Source organism: Campylobacter rectus (assembly GCF_004803795.1).
Taxonomy (GTDB): Bacteria; Campylobacterota; Campylobacteria; order Campylobacterales; family Campylobacteraceae; genus Campylobacter_A; species Campylobacter_A rectus.
Map to the genome: position 1 here is coordinate 1,188,552 of NZ_CP012543.1, position 19,637 is coordinate 1,208,188.

General features: G+C 43.6%; 17 protein-coding genes, 2 tRNA genes and 1 pseudogene. 15 read left to right on the top strand and 5 right to left on the bottom strand.

From position 1 onward, the window contains the following. Positions 1 to 21 precede the first annotated feature (21 nt). From pgp3 to CRECT_RS05700, 7 genes are all read left to right on the top strand, one after another. Positions 22 to 861, top strand: a complete 840-nt coding sequence (gene pgp3, locus CRECT_RS05670) for a peptidoglycan metallopeptidase Pgp3 (RefSeq protein ID WP_002945360.1) — start codon at positions 22 to 24, stop codon at positions 859 to 861. Between the two features lie 55 nt (positions 862 to 916). Then, entirely contained in the window at positions 917 to 1,408 is a 492-nt protein-coding gene (locus CRECT_RS05675) for a DUF1104 domain-containing protein (RefSeq protein WP_002945356.1), read from the top strand. Between the two features lie 546 nt (positions 1,409 to 1,954). After that, the gene (locus tag CRECT_RS05680) at positions 1,955 to 2,617 is read left to right on the top strand and encodes a response regulator transcription factor (protein WP_002945334.1); all 663 of its coding nucleotides are present in this window, start codon (positions 1,955 to 1,957) and stop codon (positions 2,615 to 2,617) included. Then, positions 2,610 to 3,323 (top strand): hypothetical protein, encoded by a 714-nt coding sequence (locus CRECT_RS05685; RefSeq protein ID WP_039888472.1) that lies wholly within the window; start codon positions 2,610 to 2,612, stop codon positions 3,321 to 3,323. Before CRECT_RS05680 ends, CRECT_RS05685 begins: the two co-directional genes overlap by 8 nt. A 176-nt stretch (positions 3,324 to 3,499) precedes the next feature. Beyond that, the gene (locus CRECT_RS05690; protein ID WP_124851746.1) at positions 3,500 to 3,874 is read left to right on the top strand and encodes a hypothetical protein; all 375 of its coding nucleotides are present in this window, start codon (positions 3,500 to 3,502) and stop codon (positions 3,872 to 3,874) included. After that, positions 3,871 to 5,043 (top strand): sensor histidine kinase, encoded by a 1,173-nt coding sequence (locus tag CRECT_RS05695; protein WP_002945339.1) that lies wholly within the window; start codon positions 3,871 to 3,873, stop codon positions 5,041 to 5,043. Before CRECT_RS05690 ends, CRECT_RS05695 begins: the two co-directional genes overlap by 4 nt. Before the next feature lie 481 nt (positions 5,044 to 5,524). After that, positions 5,525 to 5,601: transfer RNA gene (locus CRECT_RS05700), tRNA-Arg, on the top strand. 198 nt (positions 5,602 to 5,799) lie between these two features. Here the strand turns inward: CRECT_RS05700 and CRECT_RS05705 are convergent. Next, positions 5,800 to 9,516 (bottom strand): DUF4214 domain-containing protein, encoded by a 3,717-nt coding sequence (locus CRECT_RS05705; protein ID WP_171992682.1) that lies wholly within the window; start codon positions 9,514 to 9,516, stop codon positions 5,800 to 5,802. 498 nt (positions 9,517 to 10,014) lie between these two features. Between CRECT_RS05705 and CRECT_RS05710 the strand changes: the two genes are divergently transcribed. Continuing rightward, positions 10,015 to 11,571 carry a methyltransferase regulatory domain-containing protein gene (locus CRECT_RS05710; RefSeq protein ID WP_004320700.1) on the top strand — a complete coding sequence of 519 codons (1,557 nt, stop codon included), beginning with the start codon at positions 10,015 to 10,017 and terminating at the stop codon, positions 11,569 to 11,571. On the opposite strand, the gene CRECT_RS05715 is transcribed toward CRECT_RS05710, so the two are convergent. From CRECT_RS05715 to CRECT_RS05730, 4 genes are read right to left on the bottom strand one after another with little or no spacing between them, the layout of a single operon-like run. Next, positions 11,568 to 12,059 carry a SixA phosphatase family protein gene (locus CRECT_RS05715; protein WP_004320685.1) on the bottom strand — a complete coding sequence of 164 codons (492 nt, stop codon included), beginning with the start codon at positions 12,057 to 12,059 and terminating at the stop codon, positions 11,568 to 11,570. The genes CRECT_RS05710 and CRECT_RS05715 overlap by 4 nt on opposite strands. Beyond that, on the bottom strand, positions 12,056 to 12,904 hold the full coding sequence (locus CRECT_RS05720; protein ID WP_004320703.1) for a ferritin-like domain-containing protein: 849 nt from the start codon (positions 12,902 to 12,904) through the stop codon (positions 12,056 to 12,058). Before CRECT_RS05720 ends, CRECT_RS05715 begins: the two co-directional genes overlap by 4 nt. Further along, on the bottom strand, positions 12,901 to 13,434 hold the full coding sequence (locus CRECT_RS05725; RefSeq protein WP_004320688.1) for a rhomboid family intramembrane serine protease: 534 nt from the start codon (positions 13,432 to 13,434) through the stop codon (positions 12,901 to 12,903). Before CRECT_RS05725 ends, CRECT_RS05720 begins: the two co-directional genes overlap by 4 nt. A 52-nt stretch (positions 13,435 to 13,486) precedes the next feature. Then, complete coding sequence (locus CRECT_RS05730) at positions 13,487 to 14,146, bottom strand: NlpC/P60 family protein (RefSeq protein ID WP_004320697.1); 660 nt, start codon at positions 14,144 to 14,146, stop codon at positions 13,487 to 13,489. A gap of 253 nt (positions 14,147 to 14,399) precedes the next feature. Between CRECT_RS05730 and murA the strand changes: the two genes are divergently transcribed. The 7 genes and pseudogenes from murA to coaD all read left to right on the top strand — a co-directional run bounded on the left by murA (position 14,400) and on the right by coaD (position 19,637). Next, the gene (gene murA, locus CRECT_RS05735; RefSeq protein ID WP_039888592.1) at positions 14,400 to 15,665 is read left to right on the top strand and encodes a UDP-N-acetylglucosamine 1-carboxyvinyltransferase; all 1,266 of its coding nucleotides are present in this window, start codon (positions 14,400 to 14,402) and stop codon (positions 15,663 to 15,665) included. 1 nt (position 15,666) lies between these two features. Continuing rightward, positions 15,667 to 16,824, top strand: coding sequence for a molybdopterin molybdotransferase MoeA (locus CRECT_RS05740; RefSeq protein ID WP_004320693.1), 1,158 nt, complete (start codon positions 15,667 to 15,669; stop codon positions 16,822 to 16,824). Positions 16,825 to 16,867: 43 nt separating this feature from the next. Next, positions 16,868 to 16,942, top strand: a tRNA-Gly gene (locus tag CRECT_RS05745). A 59-nt stretch (positions 16,943 to 17,001) separates the two neighbouring features. After that, positions 17,002 to 17,808: a flagellar basal body P-ring formation chaperone FlgA gene (gene flgA / locus CRECT_RS05750; protein ID WP_039888588.1), complete on the top strand. Its 807-nt coding sequence runs from the start codon at positions 17,002 to 17,004 to the stop codon at positions 17,806 to 17,808. Next, positions 17,805 to 17,891: pseudogene (locus CRECT_RS13210) on the top strand (UbiX family flavin prenyltransferase); the annotation flags it as partial. The gene flgA and the pseudogene CRECT_RS13210, both read left to right, overlap by 4 nt. Before the next feature lie 24 nt (positions 17,892 to 17,915). Further along, the gene (locus CRECT_RS05755) at positions 17,916 to 19,088 is read left to right on the top strand and encodes a UbiX family flavin prenyltransferase (protein WP_407643371.1); all 1,173 of its coding nucleotides are present in this window, start codon (positions 17,916 to 17,918) and stop codon (positions 19,086 to 19,088) included. 81 nt (positions 19,089 to 19,169) lie between these two features. Beyond that, positions 19,170 to 19,637 (top strand): pantetheine-phosphate adenylyltransferase, encoded by a 468-nt coding sequence (coaD, locus tag CRECT_RS05760; protein WP_004320690.1) that lies wholly within the window; start codon positions 19,170 to 19,172, stop codon positions 19,635 to 19,637.

Below are 19,637 nucleotides of genomic sequence, written 5' to 3' on the forward strand. Positions count from 1 at the left end.
TACGCAAATTTAAGGATGTAAATGAAAAAGATTTTTTGGACGGTTTTGCTTTGTTTAAATTTGGGTGCGCAGACCGAGAGCGGCACGGCAAGCGAAACTCAAACTATCGTTAATGGCGACGTTGAGATAGTCCGAGTGGAGTCTAAATTTGCCGGAAATTTGAGCATTGACGGCAAAGCCTGGCGTTGGCTTGGCGTGCCGGGGGATGAAGATTTAAAATTTGCCGTTGTTGCGGCAGGTTACCGCCAAAAAGGCGAAATAACGCTTAAAAACGAGCTTGACGGCAAAAGCGAAACGATAGTATTTAAAATCGTCCAAGGCAAATACAAAAAGGAAAAAATAAGCGTCGAGGGTAGCAAAGTAACGCCGCCAAAAGACGTGCTAAAGCGTATCGAAGAGGAGCGCGAGGAGGCAAATAAAATCTACGCGACTGTAAATGAAGGGCTAAAATTTAACTCCGAATTTATCCTGCCTATGAGCTCGGTTATAACAAGCCCCTTTGGCACCGCGCGCGTTTTTAACGGCACTTTAAAGAGCTATCACGGCGGCACGGACTTTAGGGCGGCCGTAGGCTCCTCGGTGATCGCCGCAAACGACGGCACCGTCGTCATCGCAAAAGATCGCTACTATGCGGGCGGATCCGTGGTGATAGATCACGGCGAGGGGATTTATACGCAGTATTACCACCTAAGCGCGCTCAACGTCAAAGTAGGGCGGGTCGTCAAAAAAGGCGAGATCATCGCGCTTAGCGGCGCTAGCGGGCGAGTGAGCGGACCGCATCTGCACTTTGGCGTGATTATAGGCGGAGTGCAGGTAAATCCGCTAAATTTCGTCAAAAAGATCAATGAGATTTTAAATTAACGTTTTTTTAACAACTTTTCTTTAAACTTCACTCATAATTTTTTAAGGAGGGAAGATGAAAAAAATAGTTCTAATCAGCCTTTTGGTCGCGGGCGGGTTGTTTGCGGCTTCGCTTGAGAAAAGCACCAACGAGGAGCTCTACGCTATGGTCGCAAATGCCGACGCAAAGACGCTTAGCGAGGTTGCGTTTGAGATAGACAAGCGTGCGGGCAAGCTAAGATATGAGGCAAAAGAGGCCAGACGCGGTCTAAAAGCCGAGATGAGAAAGAAATTTGAGGCTATGAGCATCGCCGATAGGCAAAATTTTATGCGCGATTTTCGCAAGAGCTACAACGATCAAGTAGACGCGCTAAGCGTAGCGGAAGCTAAGAAGCTGGATATCGAGCTAAAAGGCCATGACGATGATTTTCACAAGAAATTTAGGCACAATTTCAGGGGCGGATTTAGACACGGCGGTCACGGCATGATGGCGCCTGAGTGCCCAAGCAGCGGCGAGTGCGACCAAATAGGCGGCTTTAGAGGCCCTAAACAGCCGACGAACCGATAAAATTTGAGCCTTCTTTCGAGGGCTCAAATTTATAAATTTATCAAATTTCATCTCAAATTCGAGCTAAATTTGATAAATTTATACGGGTTAATTTTAGCGCAAATTGATGCGCTTGCCTTTTAAAAAGCTTTATTTCGCAAGATAAAGTGCGTCAAATTCGGCATAACATAAGAAACCGGCGATGAGCAAACAAGCTCGCTCGATTTGCAAAGAGCTAAAATTTAGACGTTTAAGGTAAAATTTGCGGCTAAATTTAACGTATGTCAAGCTGTGCAAACTGATAAAATCGGCATTGCGGGCTGTAAAATTTGACTCAAGATAGGCCAGAGCCAAAGCCGCCGTAACGAGCCTCAAATTTAGCGCATTTATAAGGCGTCAAAACTGCAAATTTAGCAAACCCGGCAAACCGATCAAAAGCAAAAATTTGACGCACGAAAACCGTGACGGAAATAGGGCGAATTTTGCGGGCAGGATGCGCAAATTTAGCGCGTTAGCCGGATAAAATTAACCAAGAAGCCGCAAAAAACAAGCAAATACGGAGCGAAAATGAGTAAAATTTTGATCGTCGAGGACGAAAATATGCTGCTTGATATGATGCGCGCGTATCTGGGAGCGCAGGGTTACGAGACCGCAGGTGTGAAGAGCTACGACGAGGCGCTAGACCTGGCCTACGAAAGCAACTTCGATCTTTGGATATTCGATGTCAAAATTATCGGCGGCAGCGGCTTTGCGCTACTTGACGAGCTGCGAAAGTCGGGTAAAAACACGCCTTGTATATTTACGACCTCGCTAAATACGCTTGATGATTTGCAAAGCGGCTTTAACAGCGGCTGCGACGACTACATCAAAAAGCCTTTTGAACTAAAAGAGCTGCTTTTGCGCGTGCAAAATCTGCTAAAACGCACTTTCGTGCACAACAAAAACGAGCTTATCGAGCTTGGACAAAATTTGAGTTTTGATATAAAGCAAGGCTTGCTATTTCGGGACGGCGCAGTGATCGCGATGCCCAAAAAGCAATCCAAACTGCTCTCGCTTTTGCTAAAAAATCAGGATAAATTTTTAAGCAGAGAGGAGATATACGGAGAGCTTTGGGAGTATGACGAGAGTCCCAGCGAGCTTAGCCTGCGCGTTTATATCGCGGAGCTACGTAAAATTTTGGGCAAGGAACGTATCGCGAGCGCGTCAAAACTGGGCTATAAATATGTTTGAAAATTTGGCGAGCGAGCGAGCGAGATTTGATCGCGGTTTTCAAAATAGAGCTAAAAATGCGCTTAAATTTGCATGCGACGTCTGCGATGGTTTTTATCGCATGGCTCGGTGTTTGATTCAAAATTTATTTAAATTTATGCATAGCGATCGCGCGAATTTTGAGCAAAATCCTAAAATTTTAGATAAATTTTTATTTAAATTTATACTTAGCGTTTGTAAGATTTTTTACCTTGAGCTTCAAATTTTAGCTAAAAATACGTTTAAATTATCGCATCGCCTCTGCGTGCGCATTTGCTCTAGAGTTCAAAATTTAGTTAAATTTATTTGCGAAAATTTTGAAAATTATTGCTTATTTTTTGATCGTAAATGCCGAATTTTAGGCGAAAAATTATTTAAATTTACGGACGGTATTTGTGTAGATTTTAGGTGTGAAGCTCAGATTTTGCACTGCAAAGCGTTTAAACTAATGTCCGGCGTCTGCGGAAGTCAAAAACCGGATGAAAACTATTTTAAAATTTTACGCAACGTTTGTGTGTATGCTTACTTTAAGGTTCAAAACCCGTTTAAATTTCGCGGCTATCGCGCAGCTCAAATTTCGGCTCTAAAATTTACTTGCGACAGTCCCGTTTTTTCGATAATAAGGGCTCAAAATTTAAGCAAAAACCGTTCGGCTTTGCGCCTAAAATTTGTGCGAGATTTTGCATGATAGTTCAAAATTTATTTAAATTTATGCATAGCATTTGCGAAAATTTCGACTCCAAGTCTCAAATTTCAAACAAAAGCTCGGTTAAAAGCATATGCGCTCGTGCCCGCTTTGGAGCTAAAAATTTATTTAAATTTGTGCCCAGAAACCTTGAGTATTTTGTTTTTGGGCTTAAAAAATTGATTCAAATTTTAGCCAAAACCATCCGCGACTTTTGCGAGGATTTTTGCTTTAAATTTCAAAAATTAGTTTTAAAATTTATCCGCAACGGTTGCATAAAATTTGGGCGTAAGGCGCAAATTCTTGCAGATAAATTTTTAAAATTTACACAGGGTTTTTGCGAGAAAATTTGTTTTAAGCCTCAAAAATTTTTTCAAGTTATTTTTAAATTTACAGATAGCATTTGCGAAAATTTCGACTCCAAGTCTCAAATTTCAAACAAAAGCTCGGTTAAATTTGCGCGAAATATCTATGAGGATAACCGCTACAAACCCAAAATTTTGCCCCAAAACACCTTTAATCAAATGCAAGAAAAACTTAAAGGCGATAAATGAAATTCGTAAATTTGATAAAAAAAGCCTTTCGCGCACTGTCCGAGCGTCAAATTTTGCCCATTTTTTTGCTTTATTTCATCACGAGCGCCGCATTTTTGGTATTTTTCGCACAAATGTTTTTTGAGCGGGAGAAATATTTTATCTTCGACCGCGACGCATTTGTCGTGCGAGATCTGGAGCAGGGACTGCAAAACAGACTCCGCATCGCGGGCAAGATAAACGACGGCGATTTCGACGATATCGAAGCTTTTGCGATAAATCTCAAAACGGGCGAGGAGATCGAAGATGACTTTGAGCCCAGGGATGGCATGCCGCGTCGTTACAAGGACGGGCTTGATTCGGTAGTGCAGTTTTATCTAAAAAACGGGCAGGGCGAGGAGGAGTATTACGTCGCGGTCAAGGTCGCCGACCCCGAGTTTGCGATTTTGATGCTAAAGCTTAAAATAATATTTTTTTCTTTTATAATACTTCTTGCTATTTTAATCATAGCTTATTTTATCATCCGTCTTTCGCTGCGTCCGCTTTATCGTCGCATCGACTTTTTAAACGGCTTTATTAGGGATACGACGCACGAGATAAATACGCCTCTTAGCGTCATTTTGATGAGTATAGAGATGTTTGAAACCGATCCTCAAAAATATCTAAATAACATAAAAACCGCCTCTAAAACCATCTCGACGCTCTACGAAGACCTAACGCTGGTGAAATTCGGAGGCGAAGAGGATAATGCGGTGACGACCTTTAGCTTAAGCGAGCTCGTGCGCGATAGACTTAGCTATTTCGGTCTAAATTTGGAGCAAAAAAATATAAATTTAAACGCGCAAATCGCCGAAGTGCAGCTGCGCTCGTCATACAAAAAAGTGCGAAAAATCATCGACAATCTGCTTAGCAACGCTATAAAATATTGCGACGAAAACGGCGATGTCGGCGTAAATTTAACCCCCTTGGCGCTAACGATCTCAAACGGCGGCGCGGGCATCGCAAAAGAAAATTTATCCCGCATTTTCGATCTTTACGCGCGATTTGACGAGCGAAACGGCGGCTTTGGCATCGGGCTTCATATCGTCAAAACCTTTTGCGACGAGCTGGGATTTAAAATCTCGTGCAAAAGCAAGGAGGGGCTAACCGAGTTTATGGTAGAGTTTGGCGAGAACGTGGTAAAAATTTGAAAAAGCGGTTGCAAATTCGGCGGTAAATTCGAGCGAAATTTGACCCTCGTAACGGCAATTAGGGCCTCGTGTAAGCTTGATAGCGTAAATTTAAGCGGTTTTGGCTTGCGAGGTTGCGAGTTAAATTTGCGGGAATTTGAGCTTGGGTTGGGGCATTAAACTTGAGGCAAACTTATTTTTACGAAAGCAAAATTTGGCAGCAAAAAGTCTGTAAAATTTACCGAAAATTTAAGCTATTTTGATTTTTCGGGATATTTGCTAAATTTGGACGACTTTGCTTTTTATTTCTACGTAAATTTCGTCTTCTGCTCGCCCGGCATATCTTTTTTAATCAAATTTGATTCTAAATTTTAGACTTTACGTGCGGATTTTTACCGCAAATTTGACGTAATAGGGCGGAAATTTAAGAAATTTTGCCGATATGGCAAAATTTATGAAAGATTTAAGAAAGCTTTGCTATACTCTACCTTTCTTTTTAAGTGCGCTCGTAGCTCAGCTGGATAGAGCATTTGATTGCGGTTCAAAAGGTCAGGGATTCGAATTCCTTCGAGCGCACCACGATACTTACAAAACCGATAAAAATCCCTAAAATTCACACTTTTACGAAAACCGTTAAATGCGAAAAATATCAAATTTAATGCCTTAAAATTTACCGATTTTACTTCCCAAGCATTTTGGGGAAGTTTTTAAGCAAATTCCGATAAATAGGCCTCGAAGCTTTTTAATTAAATTAAAAATTGCGGTAAATCGGACTCTTTACGGCATACCTGCAAGACCGACCGATATATCGCTGTCGATATCCACTTTGACATTAAACTGCGTTCCGGTATCATCGGTGTAGATACCCTCGTACCGCGTATATCCGTCTTCAAGCCCGCTCGTATCGGCAGAAACCTTAAAGCCCTTAAGACCTACCGAATCTTTTTTATCGCCTTTGATTTTTAAGATGGTATCTTTGTTGTCCGTCATCGCAAAGATATCGGCCGCGGTCATATTATTGAGCTTAACCGTATCATCGCCGGTATATCCTAAGTGTAACTGTTCAAAATTTGAAATCTTTTGATTTAACGTATCTCGTATCGCATCAAAATCAATATCTTCGTTAAAATACAAGCTATCGTATCCCTCGCCGCCGTCAAGCAGCGTATCGTTTAGCTCGCCGTAAATTTTGTCGTTTCCGTTATTACCGTAAATGGCATCATTCCCCTTGCCGCCGTCTATGGTGTCGTTTCCGGCTCCGCCAAATACAAGATCGTTATCTTCGTTACCGTAGATTGTATCGTTTCCGTCGTTGCCAAAGATGATATCGTTGCCATCGTTACCATAAATCGTATCATCCCCGTCTCCGCCGTAAATGCTGTCTTTCCCTGATTCGCCCATTATCGTATTGTTGCCTTTGTAGCCGTAAATTTTATCATTTCCCTGACCGCCGTAAATTTTGTCGTTGCCTTCTCCTCCGTAAATCGTATCATCGCCTTCGTTGCCATAGATGGTATTGTTTCCGAATTCGCCGTCTATCGTATCGTTACCTTCTCCTCCGTAAATCGTATCGTCGCCCTCTCCGCCATAAATTTTGTCGTTTCCGTCGTTTCCTTGCAAGATATCGTTTCCGCCGTCCCCTTTTATAATATCATTGCCGTTTGCGCCGGCTATCTCATCGTCTCCTTCTCCTCCGTAAATCGTATCGTTGCCTTCAAGCCCGTAAATTTTATCATTTCCCTGGCCGCCGTAAATTTTATCATCTCCTTCACCGCCGTAAATTTGATCGTTTCCCGTGCCGCCGTTTATGGTGTCATCGCCGTTATCGCCGTATAAAAGGTCATTTCCGTCTCCTCCTTCTATATGGTCGTTACCCTCATCTCCTATAAGCCTATCGTCTCCTTGGCCGCCTTCGATTCGATCGTTTCCTGCGCCGCCCCTTATGGTATCATCGCCGTCATTTCCATGAATGATATCATCCCCTTGTCCGCCGTCGATTTCATCATCTCCGTCATTGCCGTTTATCGTATCGTCCCCGTCATCGCCGTATATTTCATCATCTCCTTCATCGCCGTAGATGATATCGTTTTGTGCGCCGCCGTGTATTCGATCGTTTCCCGTGCCGCCGTAAATTTTATCGGCCCCTTCATTACCGTAGAGCACATCATTGCCCCCATTGCCGTAGATCGTATCGTCTCCGCCGTTGCCGTAAATGATATCGTTTCCTCCTTTTCCGCTTATCGTATCGGCGTCTTGAGTTCCTTGGATGCAGTCGGGGCCGTCCGTCGCTTCGGTGGTCGCAAGCGCGGTTTTGATTGTTTTTTTGACATCGACTTTGACGAGTTCGCCCTTATCGTTTAATCCCTCGTAACGATTGTAATTAGCATCCAAACCGCTCGTATCGGCCGAAGCGGTAAAGCCGCTTAAAACCGCGATATCTTTATCGTCGCCGTTTATTTTTAAGATCGTATCTTTATGCGAGGTGATTTTGAGGATATTTTGGGGAGTAAGGTTTCTTAGCGTCTTGGGATTATTGCCGCTTCCCAGATCCAGTATCTCGAAATTTTTGATCATGTCCGCTTGTAATGCGTTAAGATCGATCTCGTGATCTTCGAGAGCAAGCGTATCTACTCCTTCGCCGCCATCTAAGATTATATCTTTTAGATCGCCTTCTATACGGTCGTCTCCGCCGTCTCCATAAAGCGAGTCCGCTCCGCCTACACCGCCGCTTACGGTATCGTTACCGTTACCGCCTCGTATCTCATCATCGCCTTTAGTGCCTCGTAGGCTATCGCTTGTATTGCCGCCGTTTATGACTTTGCCCATAACATTTGAGTCGTCTTTGACATCGACTTTTATCGTTTTTTCACCGACTTTGCCCTCATATCTGGTATAGCCTTTTCTTAACTTTGTGGTATCACTTGAAACCGTGAAATTTTTTAATCTTATCGAGTCTTTTTCATCGCTCATTATGAGTAATTTTGTATTTTCATCATCGGTTACGGCAAGGACGTCTTGCGGCGTTAAATTTGTGATTTCTACGGCTTTATTGAAAAATTTGCCGTCATCTCCCAGATGAAGCAGCTCAAAACTGTTTATCCGCTTGTCCAGTCCGTCACGCAAAGTATCGAAATCAAGCTTTAGCTTATCATCTTTGGAAGTGATAAATAGCTTATCCGTTCCTTCGCCGCCATCTACAATCTCATCGTCCATATACGTAAAAATTTCATCATTTCCTTTGCCGCCGTAAACTTTATCTTTACCGTCTCCTCCATTCATTTGGTCGTTGCCATCATCGCCGTAAAGCGTATCGTCGCCGTCGCCGCCGGAAATTTTATCTTTACCGTCTCCGCCGTAAAGAGTATCGTCTCCCGCCCCTCCATAAATCCCGTCGTTTCCTATCCCGCCCCTTATGGTATCGTCCCCGCTATCGCCGTAAATCGTATCGTTTCCTTCTCCTCCGTCAATAATATCATTGCCGTCGTCTCCATGGATAATGTCGTTATCTTCATTGCCGTAGATACTATCGTTTCCTGCTCCGCCAAATAAACTGTCATTGCCTTTTCCTCCATATATCTCATCATCGCCCCCAAGACCGTCTACGAAGTCATTGCCTCCTTTGGCATCTATGAAATCCTTTTTATCGGTTCCTCGTATATGATCCGTTCCATCAGTACCCACTATCTTGTTTGGTTCCTCAGGATTCGGTACCGGCGGTTGAGGAGGATTTGGGTTTGGTTCAGGCTGCGGATTTGGCGCAGGAGGAGTAGGAGGAGTAGGGTTATCGGGTGGAGTAGGGGTATCCGGAGTACTTGGATTATCTTCTTTAGGCAGTATCTGTTTTATCTCATCTTCACTCTTACCCGTTACTTGAGATAAAATCTTAACCTTATTGTTTTGTTTTGCGGATTCATCCAGTTTGGATTCGTCTACGGTTAAATTTCCTTTATTGTCTTGTATAACCTTTTTTATATCATTTGCTTTTAAAGTAGAGGATATATTGCTATTAATATCCGTAAAAGATTTTAAAGCGTTTTGTATGCTTGAGTTAGGAACGTTTTGTATGCTATCTGCTACCATATTTGAAGCAAGTACTTTATTTACTAAAAGATTGTGAGCCGCTTTAGTAGCTTCATCGGTACTGTTTGAGTATTTAGGATCAAGAGCTTCTTTAAGAAGCTGGCTTGCTATAAAACCTTTATTAGCTCCTTCTTTTAATTTATTTATCCAAAAGGCTTTACCCTCTTTATCTATACCCGCACCTTTACCCAGTACGTTTTCATAGATATGGTTTATAAACTTTTCGTCGGTATTTAAATTACCTCCGAAATACTCTTTTGCCGCACCGGTATTAAGCATAGCATTTGCGATATCCGCCATACTTAGGTTTTGAGTATTTGCGGCATTTAGCCAGAATTTATTTCCGGCGCCTTCACTGGCTCTACCAAACAATGCTATGTATAAAGCAGAGATATGGGACTGGGTTAGGGACATTGGGACTCCTTTGTAAAGGGATATATGTTTAAAGTATTAGGCATAGCAAAATGCTATTTCATAAAACGAGGTAAGTATAGACGATATAATATATTTCAAATACGATAATATATTTATGATTTTTATAAAATAAAATACATTATATTTGAATCTATAATAGCATCGTAGCGGAGTTTAGTAAATGGTCGGTAAAGAAAAATAAGATAAGGTAAAATGCAGACTATTTTTGCTATTTTGTATTGAAAACTGTAATTTTCAAATAAATATCGATACCGCTTTCAAAGCGTGCCGAACAAATAAATAAATGGCGGTATATAGGTATTTAGAGCCGTTTTACTTTTTGAATTAAAAAAATTTATCCATTAAATTTGACGCAAGATTTTGGGTTTTATTTTATAAAATATTTTTCGCATTGTATTACAAAAAGTTTGTCGTAAAATTTCTCGAAAATTAAATTTTATATTATAATGGGCTTTAAATTTTTTAGAAAGAACAAAAATGACTATAAATAATATTGAGCAAACTTACGACGCCCTTCCCTATATTTCTCAGTCTTTTAAAGAGACTCATCCGCAAAAGCTTGAGTCCATAGCGAGGCTTATCTCTCTTGATCCTCCCGCGGCTTCGGAAGCTAGAGTTTTAGAGATCGGCTGTTCGTTCGGCGGAAATTTGATCCCGTTTGCGCTAAATAATAAAAACGCAGACGTCGTCGGCATCGATCTATCCGGTATTCAAATTTCAAAAGGGCAAAAGATTGTCGAAGATATCGGGATTTCAAATTTAAAGCTGCATCAAAAAGATATCTGCGAGCTAAAGGACGAACTGGGTAAATTTGACTACATCATAGCTCACGGCGTTTATAGTTGGGTGCCAAAAAACGTCCAAAAATCGATTTTAAGCGTTATAAAAAATTTGCTAACGCCAAACGGGCTTGCTTATGTTTCGTATAATGTATATCCGGGCTGGAAAGGAAGGTCCGTTTTGAGGGATTTTATCGATATCTTCGTGCAAAATTCGCACAAAGATGCGAGCGAGCGAGAGAAAGTAGCGGCTTTTAAGGAAAATATAAAAACTCTAAAAGACTACATAAAAACAATCGGCCTTGAAAACGATCAGGGGTGGTTGATAAGACACATCGACAGCGTCAATGATAAATATGCCGATATGGACTACTATCTCTATCACGAATTTTTTGAGATTTTCAACGACCCTTACTATTTCTTCGAGTTTATAAAAGATATCGAAAAATTTGAGCTCGGGTATCTTGCGGATACGAATTTGTATTTGTCCTTAAATACTCTTTACGACGAGCAAATTTACAGTCTTTTTGACGCCATAAAAGATATGCCCGCACGCATAGTAAAGGAGCAATATACCGATTTTGCGATAAACTCAAGCTTTCGTAGGAGCGTAATAACTCACTCCATAAACGCCAAAAATGCAAGGCTTGATAAAAAATACGACAAAAAAAGTCTAAATGTGCTTCATATTCGCGGTAAATTTGAGGCAAAAGACGGCAATATCGTTGATATTAAGGGACGAATCGTAAATCCGAAAGTCGCCAAAATCGTCGAAGCGATAAACTCGGTCTATCCCGGCTCGATAAACATCAAAGAGCTGGTGGATAAATTTGAGGATAAAAACGAGGTTTATTCAAACGTTATTCCGCTGATACTAAACGATAGCGTCGATATCTCGCCGGTCACGATAAAATGCGTAAAATACGCTCCCGGCAAAAGCAAAATCAAAGAAATTTACGAAAGATATATAAAATATTTTTTGAAAGACGACGAGCCCGCCATTAGTTTTTCAAATCAATTTAACGAGATAATATTTAGCAAATTTAACAAAGCCGACCTTGAGATAATACTGGAATTTAACGGTAAAAATAGCATAAAAGACGTAAAAAATATCATCAAAAGCAAAGGCATAAAGATGCAAAGAAAAGACGAAAAAGGAAATGTCGTAAATGTCGGCACTAGCGAGGCTGCGGACATCTATCTGCGCAGCTTGATAGAGAGGATGACGAACAGCTTGATGTTTGAAGAAATTTAGCTCTTTTTATGCTTTTTAGGATAGTCGAAAAACAAGGCCTTTGCGCCGTGTTCTTTTAGCTCTTTGAAATTTCCGTCGAATTTGACGCAAAAGATGCCGCATGTAGGGATATTTCCGATCGCGGCATCGCTTAAAAGCTCGCAAATTTCCGTTATCGCGTCATTGTGCGCGACGATAAATACGCTTTGAAATTTATCGTCCAGCTTCCGCACAAACTCCAAAAGCTCGTGCATCTGCGCGCCGTAGAGCTCGTCTTTAAATTTGATTTTTTTTTCAAATTTGACCGCCGCGGCCAGCTTTTGAACCGTTTTGGCGCAGCGTTTGGCGGGACTGGCAAATATCGCGTCCGCCCTCACCTCATGCTTTTTTAGCCGCTCGCACATCAGCGCCAGATCCTTTTTGCCGCGCTCACTTAGATCGCGCTCGAAGTCGCCGCCCTCGCTCTCTTCTACGGCTTTTGCGTGCCTGATGAAGTAGATTTTTTTCATTTTGTCTGCCTTGTCTTTTGCGTTTGCGCCAGACCTCTTATGCGCTCGATCTCCGCCTCGCTAAAGCCTGATTTTAGGCGCGCGTTCACGTTTAGCTCGCGAGAGCGCAAAAAAGCTTTGGGATAGATTTTTTGCACGATTTGCGCGTAGGTTTCGGGGCTTACGCCCTCTTTTTCGCAAGCAAATTTAAACCACCGATCGCCTTTTGAGACGTGCGAGATCTCCTCGTCTAATATGACTTGCAAAATTTCGCAAAGCCGCGCCTTGCTCTCGTCTTTTTCGCGCTCGGCTTCCAGCTTTTTTAGCATAAAAGCATTGGCGTCAAGGCCGTTTGCTTCCATATATCTAGGCAGCACCGCCATACGCTCGAGCAGCGACGCGGATGTGTTTTGCAGAGCGATAAAAAGCCCGTCGTGCACGGCAAAATCGCCGTATTTTACGCCAAATTTAGCCATATGCTCCTCTATCAACCTAAAGTGCCTGATCTCATCCTGCGCGACCTCGAGCCAGTCGTCATAGTAGGCCTTTGGCAGCGCGCGGAAGCGATACGCCGCATCCAGCGCGATATCTACGGCGCCGTATTCGATATGCGCGATCGAGTGAAGGAAGGCTTTTTGCTTGTCCGCTTGCTTTTTGCCGCCGATTTCCCTCATCGCTACTACCTCGCAAAATGCCGCGTAGCTTGGACGTTTTAGCGGTTTTATCTCGTCAAATTCGCCGCCCTCTTCTATTTGCGCGTCAAATTTACCGGCCTTGTATTCGGCGTAAAATCGTTTAAATTTGTCAAATTTAAGCTCTTTGTCGCCGCACTCTAAAATTTCCCAAATTCGCTCGAAAAATCTCATTTTATCACCTTAAATTTTGCCCCGAAATAGCCTAATGCAAAGCCGACGATATGCGCGTACCAGGCGACGTTTACGCCCATAGCTACGGGCACGAAGCTCATTAGCAAGATGGCGATGATTAGCCCCTTTCGGCTGCTCGCGTCCAAAAACGCCAAAATGCCAAGCAACAGGCTGATCGCGCCGCTAGCTCCGACTAAATTTATAAAAGTTCCGTCGATCTTAAATATAACATATATATAAATAAAACTAAGCAGCGAGGTCAAAACGCCTCCGATGCAGTATATGACGGCAAATTTTTCGCTGCCGTAGCGCCGCTCAAGAAGCGATCCGAACTGATACAAAACCGCCATATTCATCAGTAGATGCGTCAAATTTGCGTGCATAAACATCGAGGTCGCAGGCTGCCAGACATAAAGCCCGTCCGTGAAAGACATATTTAATCCAAGAATCACATTGCTACTGCAAATGCCGCAATAAACGGCGAAATATACTAGAAAATTTAGTGCGATAAGCGATATCGTAGCGTTCAAAAACGGCTCCTTTTTAAAGCCCTTATCATATAAAATTTGAACATAAATTTAGCTAAAATTTAACCTTGCCAAAGCCGGCGAATCTGTTTGACGTTAGACAGTCGGCGTTTCCGCCCTTGCACGCTACGATATAGGAGTTCACCACTTTACCGCCTATTTTATGGCTATTTTTTTGAAAGAGATTTATAAATCCGTTCTTATTTTTACCTCTAGTATTATGCATAAATCTTATAGTTCCGTCGTCTTCGATGCGGTCTATGATGCCAAGATGAGTAACGATTTGTTTGTTTTTGCTTTTAGTTTGGCTCGTGGTGTTGCTAAAAAACACCAAATCTCCGAGCTTCGGGCTTGTTTGTGAGATCAAATTTCTCTTTTTATAAAAATTAAAAATCGCCTGCGATTTTAGCCCTTTTTCGCCGTAAAATTTGAGTAAATTTGTCTCGGCAAAGTAAATATTATTTATGTTTTTATTCACGAGCGAGACAAATCCCGAGCAGTCTCCGCCGTCTTTTTTATCCAAAAAACCCTGCATAAAATTTGAAAGCGCGATACCGCCCAGATCGTTAAATACGTCTTGCTGCGAGTTTAAAAATCTCGCGTTTAAAATCTCTCCGCTTTGATCGATCGGGTAAATTTTGGGCGCACTGCCCACGCATCCGCTAAAAATCAAAGCCGCAAGCGATGCGAGCGGTAAAAAAATCGTAAATTTCATCTTAAATCCTGATTTTATGTAAATTTCAAGGCGAAGTATCTTGTGATAAATTTAAACGTTTCGACGAAATTTTCGACCGAAGATAAAACGCAATAGTTCATCGAGGGAGGAAATTTCCGGATCATTTAAATTTACTCAAGAGACGAACCGTCTAAAAGTAAAATTATATAAATAAATCGGTAAAAATCGGCATAAATTTAAATTATAAGCTAAATTTCACTATACTTTGGATTTTATTTAAGGATTTGGGATGATGCATTATTTGGAAATCGAAGGAAACGCGAAACTGGGCGGCGAGGTCGCCATAAGCGGGGCTAAAAACGCCGCCCTGCCCCTCATAGCCGCGGCTCTAATCATAAAAAACGACGTGACGCTAAAAAATATGCCAAACGTCGCCGATATAAAGACATTGGCTACTCTGCTGGTAAATTTGGGCGCAAAGTGCGAATTTACGGACGATCATACGTTAAAAATCAACTCAAACTACGTCAGCTCCACGAAGGCCAACTACGACATCGTGCGTAAAATGCGCGCTTCCATCCTGGTGCTTGGCCCGCTGCTAGCTAGGTTTGGCCACTGCGAGGTGAGCCTGCCGGGCGGCTGCGCGATAGGACAAAGGCCGATCGATCTGCATCTAAGCGCGCTTGAAAAAATGGGCGCAAACATCGAAATCAAACAAGGCTACGTCGTCGCCACCGCACCCGACGGGCTAAAGGGCGCGCAGATCGTCTTTGACAAGATCACGGTAACGGGCAGCGAAAACATCATCATGGCCGCCGCGCTCGCTCACGGCACGACGCATCTAATCAACGTCGCCAAGGAGCCTGAGGTGGTGCAGCTTTGCGAGGTTTTGGCCGGCGGAGGCGCGAGGATCGAGGGCATCGGCACGGACGAGCTCGTGATCGAGGGCACGGACAGGCGCCTACTGGACGTCGGCGAGATAACGGTCATCCCTGATAGGATCGAGGCTGGGACGTATCTTTGCGCCGGAGCGATCACGAACTCGCAAATCACCGTAACAAAAGCCAACGCTGCGCATCTGCGAGCCGTGCTTACTAAATTTAACCAAATGGGCTTTGAAACCGTCGTGGACAGCGACAAAATCACGATAATGCCCGCTAAAAACGTAAATCCCGTCGAGATCGTGACGACTGAGTTTCCGGGCTTTCCGACCGATATGCAGGCGCAGTTTATGGCGCTCTCGCTCACGGCAAACGGCGTCAGCACGATCGACGAGAGGCTTTTTGAGAACCGTTTTATGCACGTTAGCGAGCTCACGCGTATGGGTGCCGATATCCGTCTAAACGGCCACATCGCGACGATCTACGGCGGAGGCGAGATAAACGCCGCGGACGTGATGGCTACCGATCTGCGCGCCAGCTCGGCTCTGGTGCTGGCGGCCCTTGCCGCAAACGGAACTAGCCGCGTGCATAGAATTTATCACCTAGATAGAGGCTACGAGGGGCTGGAGCGCAAACTAGCGGCTCTGGGCGCAAAAATACGCAGACTGGAGGAGTAAAATGACGCTAGAGCTTGCTCAAAATTTGATCTTAGAAAAAGCTAAATTTGACGGATACGGCGAGTTTATAAGCCTTGAGCGCGCGACGGGTAAAATTTTAGCCGGAGACGTCGTAGCGGTTAAAAATTTGCCATCTTTTGACAATTCGGCATTGGACGGCTACGCGCTTAAATTTGACGATTTTAATGAGCCGTTAAGCGTCGTAGCGACCGTGCTGGCGGGCGATACGGCCGAAATCTCGCTAAAAAAAGGCGAATGCGTAAAGATAATGACCGGCGCGAAAATGCCGGCAAACACCGATACTATCGTGCCTTTTGAGGATGCGGTTTTGCAGGACGGCAAGCTCTCGCCGCAAAGCAAAATCAAAAAATTTAACGCCGTGAGATATAAGGGCGAAGAGGTCAAAGCGGGTGAAATTTTACTTAAAAAAGGTGAAATTTTAACGCCCGCAAAAGTGATGATGCTAGCCGCGCAGGGCATTTACTGCGTCTGCGTAGAGCGCGAGCCAAAGATCGGTATATTTTCGAGCGGCGACGAAGTAGTCGAGCCGTGGCAAAACGCTGGCCAGGGGCAAATCTACAACGCAAACGCCGCAGGCATCGCCTCTTTGCTTCAAAGCTTCGGCTTTGCTAGCTCGTATGCGGGCATCATAAAAGACGACCTAGAAAGCACGACGCGCGCGCTTGAGACGGCTGAATTTGACGTTATTATCACAAGCGGCGGAGCCAGCAAGGGCGAGGCCGATTTTATGAAAACGGCGCTTTTAAATTTAGGCTTTAGCGAGCTTTTTGACGGCGTAAATATACGCCCCGGACGACCGAGCAAAGTTTTCATAAAGGACAAAAAAATCGTTTTTATCTTGCCCGGAAACCCGATGGCTGCGTTTTTGATGTCTTTTTTGCTGGTCGTTCCGTTTTTAAAGGGCACGCAGTTTGAAAAATTTGGCGCCGTTTTAAACCAAGACGTAAAAATAAAATCAGGACGTCAAAACATCGTATTTGGCAGCTTTGCGGACGGTAAATTTAATGTCACGGACGATAATAAATTTGGCTCGGGTATGATAATGCCTCTTATCAAAAGTAATGCGATTTTGATAACCAGCGAAAGCGATAGCGCGCTAAAAGCGGGCGAAATCGTAAAATTTTTGCGAATTTCTTGACAAATGAAAACGTTTTTGCTAAAATTGCGACTTCTCAAACGGTGCGGGAATAGCTCAGGGGTAGAGCACAACCTTGCCAAGGTTGGGGTCGCGAGTTCGAATCTCGTTTCCCGCTCCATTTTTTTCTTACTTTTTTTTCCTATTTTTTTATTTTCTTCGGATTTGGCGCTTTGGCCGATGTATTGCGTTTCAAACGGCAAAATAACGCTAGCTGATCTTGGCTTTGAAGGCAAAAATGATGAAATATTAAATTTAAACGATAGCAAAGCCGCAAAAATAAATTCTCAAAAATTAGCCGAAATTTTAAAAAAATATGACGTACGACTCGAGGATAAAAGCGGCGGAGAGACGATTTTCGTCAAAAACTGCGACGCGCTAAATTTGGTGCAGCGAGCGTTTTTGCAGGCGGTTACGAGCGAGTTTAAAGATATAAAATTCGTCAAATTTCCGCTCATCGAGCCTCAAAACGAGCTTCCTAAAAATTTTCATGAATACAAATTCGACAAAATTTACACAAACAAAATCAATCCAAAAGGCAGCTTTAGGGCCGGTTTCGTCACGCCAAACGGCTCGCGGCCAAGCGTATTTTTTAGATATGAGATCGGCGCGAAAATGCCCGTTTTAAGAGCGACCAGGCCGCTTGCCACACGCCAAATGTTGGGCGTGGGCGACTTTGTAAAGGATTGGGTGGAGCTTGGCGAGTTTAGCCCCGATATGATGAGCGAGGCGCCAAATGCGAGGCTAGCGGCCAAACAAAATATAAAAAGCGGCGAAGTCTTGCGGCTGCGGCAGTTTACTTCGCTTCCGCTTATCAAAAAAGGCGAGCGCGTGGGCGCCGTGCTTAGCGATGGGGCGCTTAGCATCATCGTCGAGGTTACTGCGCTAGAAAACGGCAATCTAGGCGATACGATCAAGGTCAAAAACAACGACAAAAAGGTCTTTAGCGCGCAAATCGTCTCAAAAAAACAGGTGATGATAAGATGAAAATTTTTCTTGGCATCAGCGGCGCTAGCGGCGTAAATCTGGGGCTTAAGCTCGCTTTTGAGATAGCAAAAAGAGCGCAACTGCACCTGTGCGTGAGTAAGAACGCGATGAATGTGCTGGAAAAAGAGTTAAATTTTACCGATTTTTTCCGTAAAAACGGCGAAAATTTAAACACCATCGGCGCGACGAGTGGTAAATTTGACGAAGCGACGGCTAAATTTAGCAATGCGGCGCGCAGAGGCGAAGTTTTAAATTTTCGCACCGACCAAAACGCGGTCAAATTTGACAAAATTTACGGCGATGAAAACGACTCGGACGCAGATTTTCAAATTTGGGCGCCAAATTTAAAACGAGCAAATAAAAACGACTCGCAAAAGCGCTACGGCGAAAGCGCAAAATTTGCAAATTTGAGCTTCGCGCAGAGCGAGGCGGATTTTGGCGATAGCGATAAAAAATCTAAAAGTAAAAACAGCGAATTTGTTTCAAACGGCACGCAAATTTTTAGCGATGAAAATTTAAAAAATTGTAAAACGATAGGCGGTGTCGGCAGCCGGGATAACGGCGATCTTGACGATGCAAACGGTCAAATTTGCCAAAATAGCGGTAAATTTTACGGAGGTTACGACGATAAAATCAAAGAGCAAGACGGTAAAATTTGCGGCAAAATCGACGTTATAAAATCTCAAAATAAAGATAATTTTGATAAAATTTATGCCGAGAACAGCGCTAAAAATTCGGATAAATTCGATACTCGCTTTAATGAAAAAAATAAAGCCGGAATTTCCCGCGAGTTTAGTGCCGTAAAATCTCAAGATAAAGATAATTTTGATAAATTTTTATCTCAAAACGGCGCCAAACAAGACGAAATTCATCAAATTTGGCAAGATTTGCAAAATCGCGCCGTTATCTATGGCGACTCCGATCTGGCCGCAGCGCCGAGCTCGGGATCGTTCGGCATAGGCGCTACTATCATAGCACCCTGCTCTATCAACACTCTAGCCAAAATCCACGCAGGCTTTGCCGACACGCTGATAACTCGCGCCGCCGCAGTCGCGCTAAAGGAGCGAAAGAGGCTGATTTTGGGCGTTAGAGAGATGCCGTTTTCTACGCTTGCACTCGAGCACGCAGCTAAGCTCTCCGCTCTTGGCGCCGTTATCGCGCCACCGGTTTTGGGATATTATTCGGCTCAAAATAGCCTCGAAGATATGGAAAATTTCATCATCGGCAAGTGGCTTGACCTGCTCGGACTTAAGCATCAAATTTACAAAAGATGGAGCTAAAACAGCTGCGCCGGTCGTAAGATAAAGTCCTATTTTAGGCATAAAATAGTAAAATCAACCTTTAAAATTTAAAGGCGAAAAATGAAAGCTTGCATATATCCGGGCACCTTTGATCCCGTAACAAACGGACACGTCGACGTTATCAGGCGGGCGACTAAAATTTTCGATAAAGTCATCGTCGCAGTTGCGGCTAGCGAGAGTAAGCAGCCCTATTTTAGCCTGGCTAGACGCGTTGAGATGGTAAAAATCTCAACGGCGGATTTAAAAAACGTCGAGGTCGTGGGCTTTGATAACCTGCTCGTCGATTTTGCCAAAAGCTGCGGCGTAAACGTCGTGATCCGCGGACTTCGCGCGGTTAGCGACTTTGAGTACGAGCTGCAAATCGGCTACGCAAACGCCACGCTTTGGGAGGAGCTTGAGACCGTTTATCTGATGCCGAGCCTCAAAAACGCCTTTATCTCAAGCTCGATCGTGCGCTCCGTTCTCAGCCACGACGGCGACGTCAGCAAGCTGGTTCCGAGCGAAATTTTAGAAACTTTGAAAGGCTAA

Excerpts from the sequence above, each read along its gene's own strand:
- pgp3 (WP_002945360.1), top strand. The coding sequence starts at position 22 with ATGAAAAAGATTTTTTGGACGGTTTTGCTTTGTTTAAATTTGGGTGCG.
- CRECT_RS05675 (WP_002945356.1), top strand. The coding sequence starts at position 917 with ATGAAAAAAATAGTTCTAATCAGCCTTTTGGTCGCGGGCGGGTTGTTT.
- CRECT_RS05680 (WP_002945334.1), top strand. The coding sequence starts at position 1,955 with ATGAGTAAAATTTTGATCGTCGAGGACGAAAATATGCTGCTTGATATG.
- CRECT_RS05685 (WP_039888472.1), top strand. The coding sequence starts at position 2,610 with ATGTTTGAAAATTTGGCGAGCGAGCGAGCGAGATTTGATCGCGGTTTT.
- CRECT_RS05695 (WP_002945339.1), top strand. The coding sequence starts at position 3,871 with ATGAAATTCGTAAATTTGATAAAAAAAGCCTTTCGCGCACTGTCCGAG.
- CRECT_RS05705 (WP_171992682.1), bottom strand. The coding sequence starts at position 9,516 with ATGTCCCTAACCCAGTCCCATATCTCTGCTTTATACATAGCATTGTTT.
- CRECT_RS05710 (WP_004320700.1), top strand. The coding sequence starts at position 10,015 with ATGACTATAAATAATATTGAGCAAACTTACGACGCCCTTCCCTATATT.
- CRECT_RS05715 (WP_004320685.1), bottom strand. The coding sequence starts at position 12,059 with ATGAAAAAAATCTACTTCATCAGGCACGCAAAAGCCGTAGAAGAGAGC.
- CRECT_RS05720 (WP_004320703.1), bottom strand. The coding sequence starts at position 12,904 with ATGAGATTTTTCGAGCGAATTTGGGAAATTTTAGAGTGCGGCGACAAA.
- CRECT_RS05730 (WP_004320697.1), bottom strand. The coding sequence starts at position 14,146 with ATGAAATTTACGATTTTTTTACCGCTCGCATCGCTTGCGGCTTTGATT.
- murA (WP_039888592.1), top strand. The coding sequence starts at position 14,400 with ATGCATTATTTGGAAATCGAAGGAAACGCGAAACTGGGCGGCGAGGTC.
- CRECT_RS05740 (WP_004320693.1), top strand. The coding sequence starts at position 15,667 with ATGACGCTAGAGCTTGCTCAAAATTTGATCTTAGAAAAAGCTAAATTT.
- flgA (WP_039888588.1), top strand. The coding sequence starts at position 17,002 with ATGTATTGCGTTTCAAACGGCAAAATAACGCTAGCTGATCTTGGCTTT.
- CRECT_RS05755 (WP_407643371.1), top strand. The coding sequence starts at position 17,916 with ATGAATGTGCTGGAAAAAGAGTTAAATTTTACCGATTTTTTCCGTAAA.
- coaD (WP_004320690.1), top strand. The coding sequence starts at position 19,170 with ATGAAAGCTTGCATATATCCGGGCACCTTTGATCCCGTAACAAACGGA.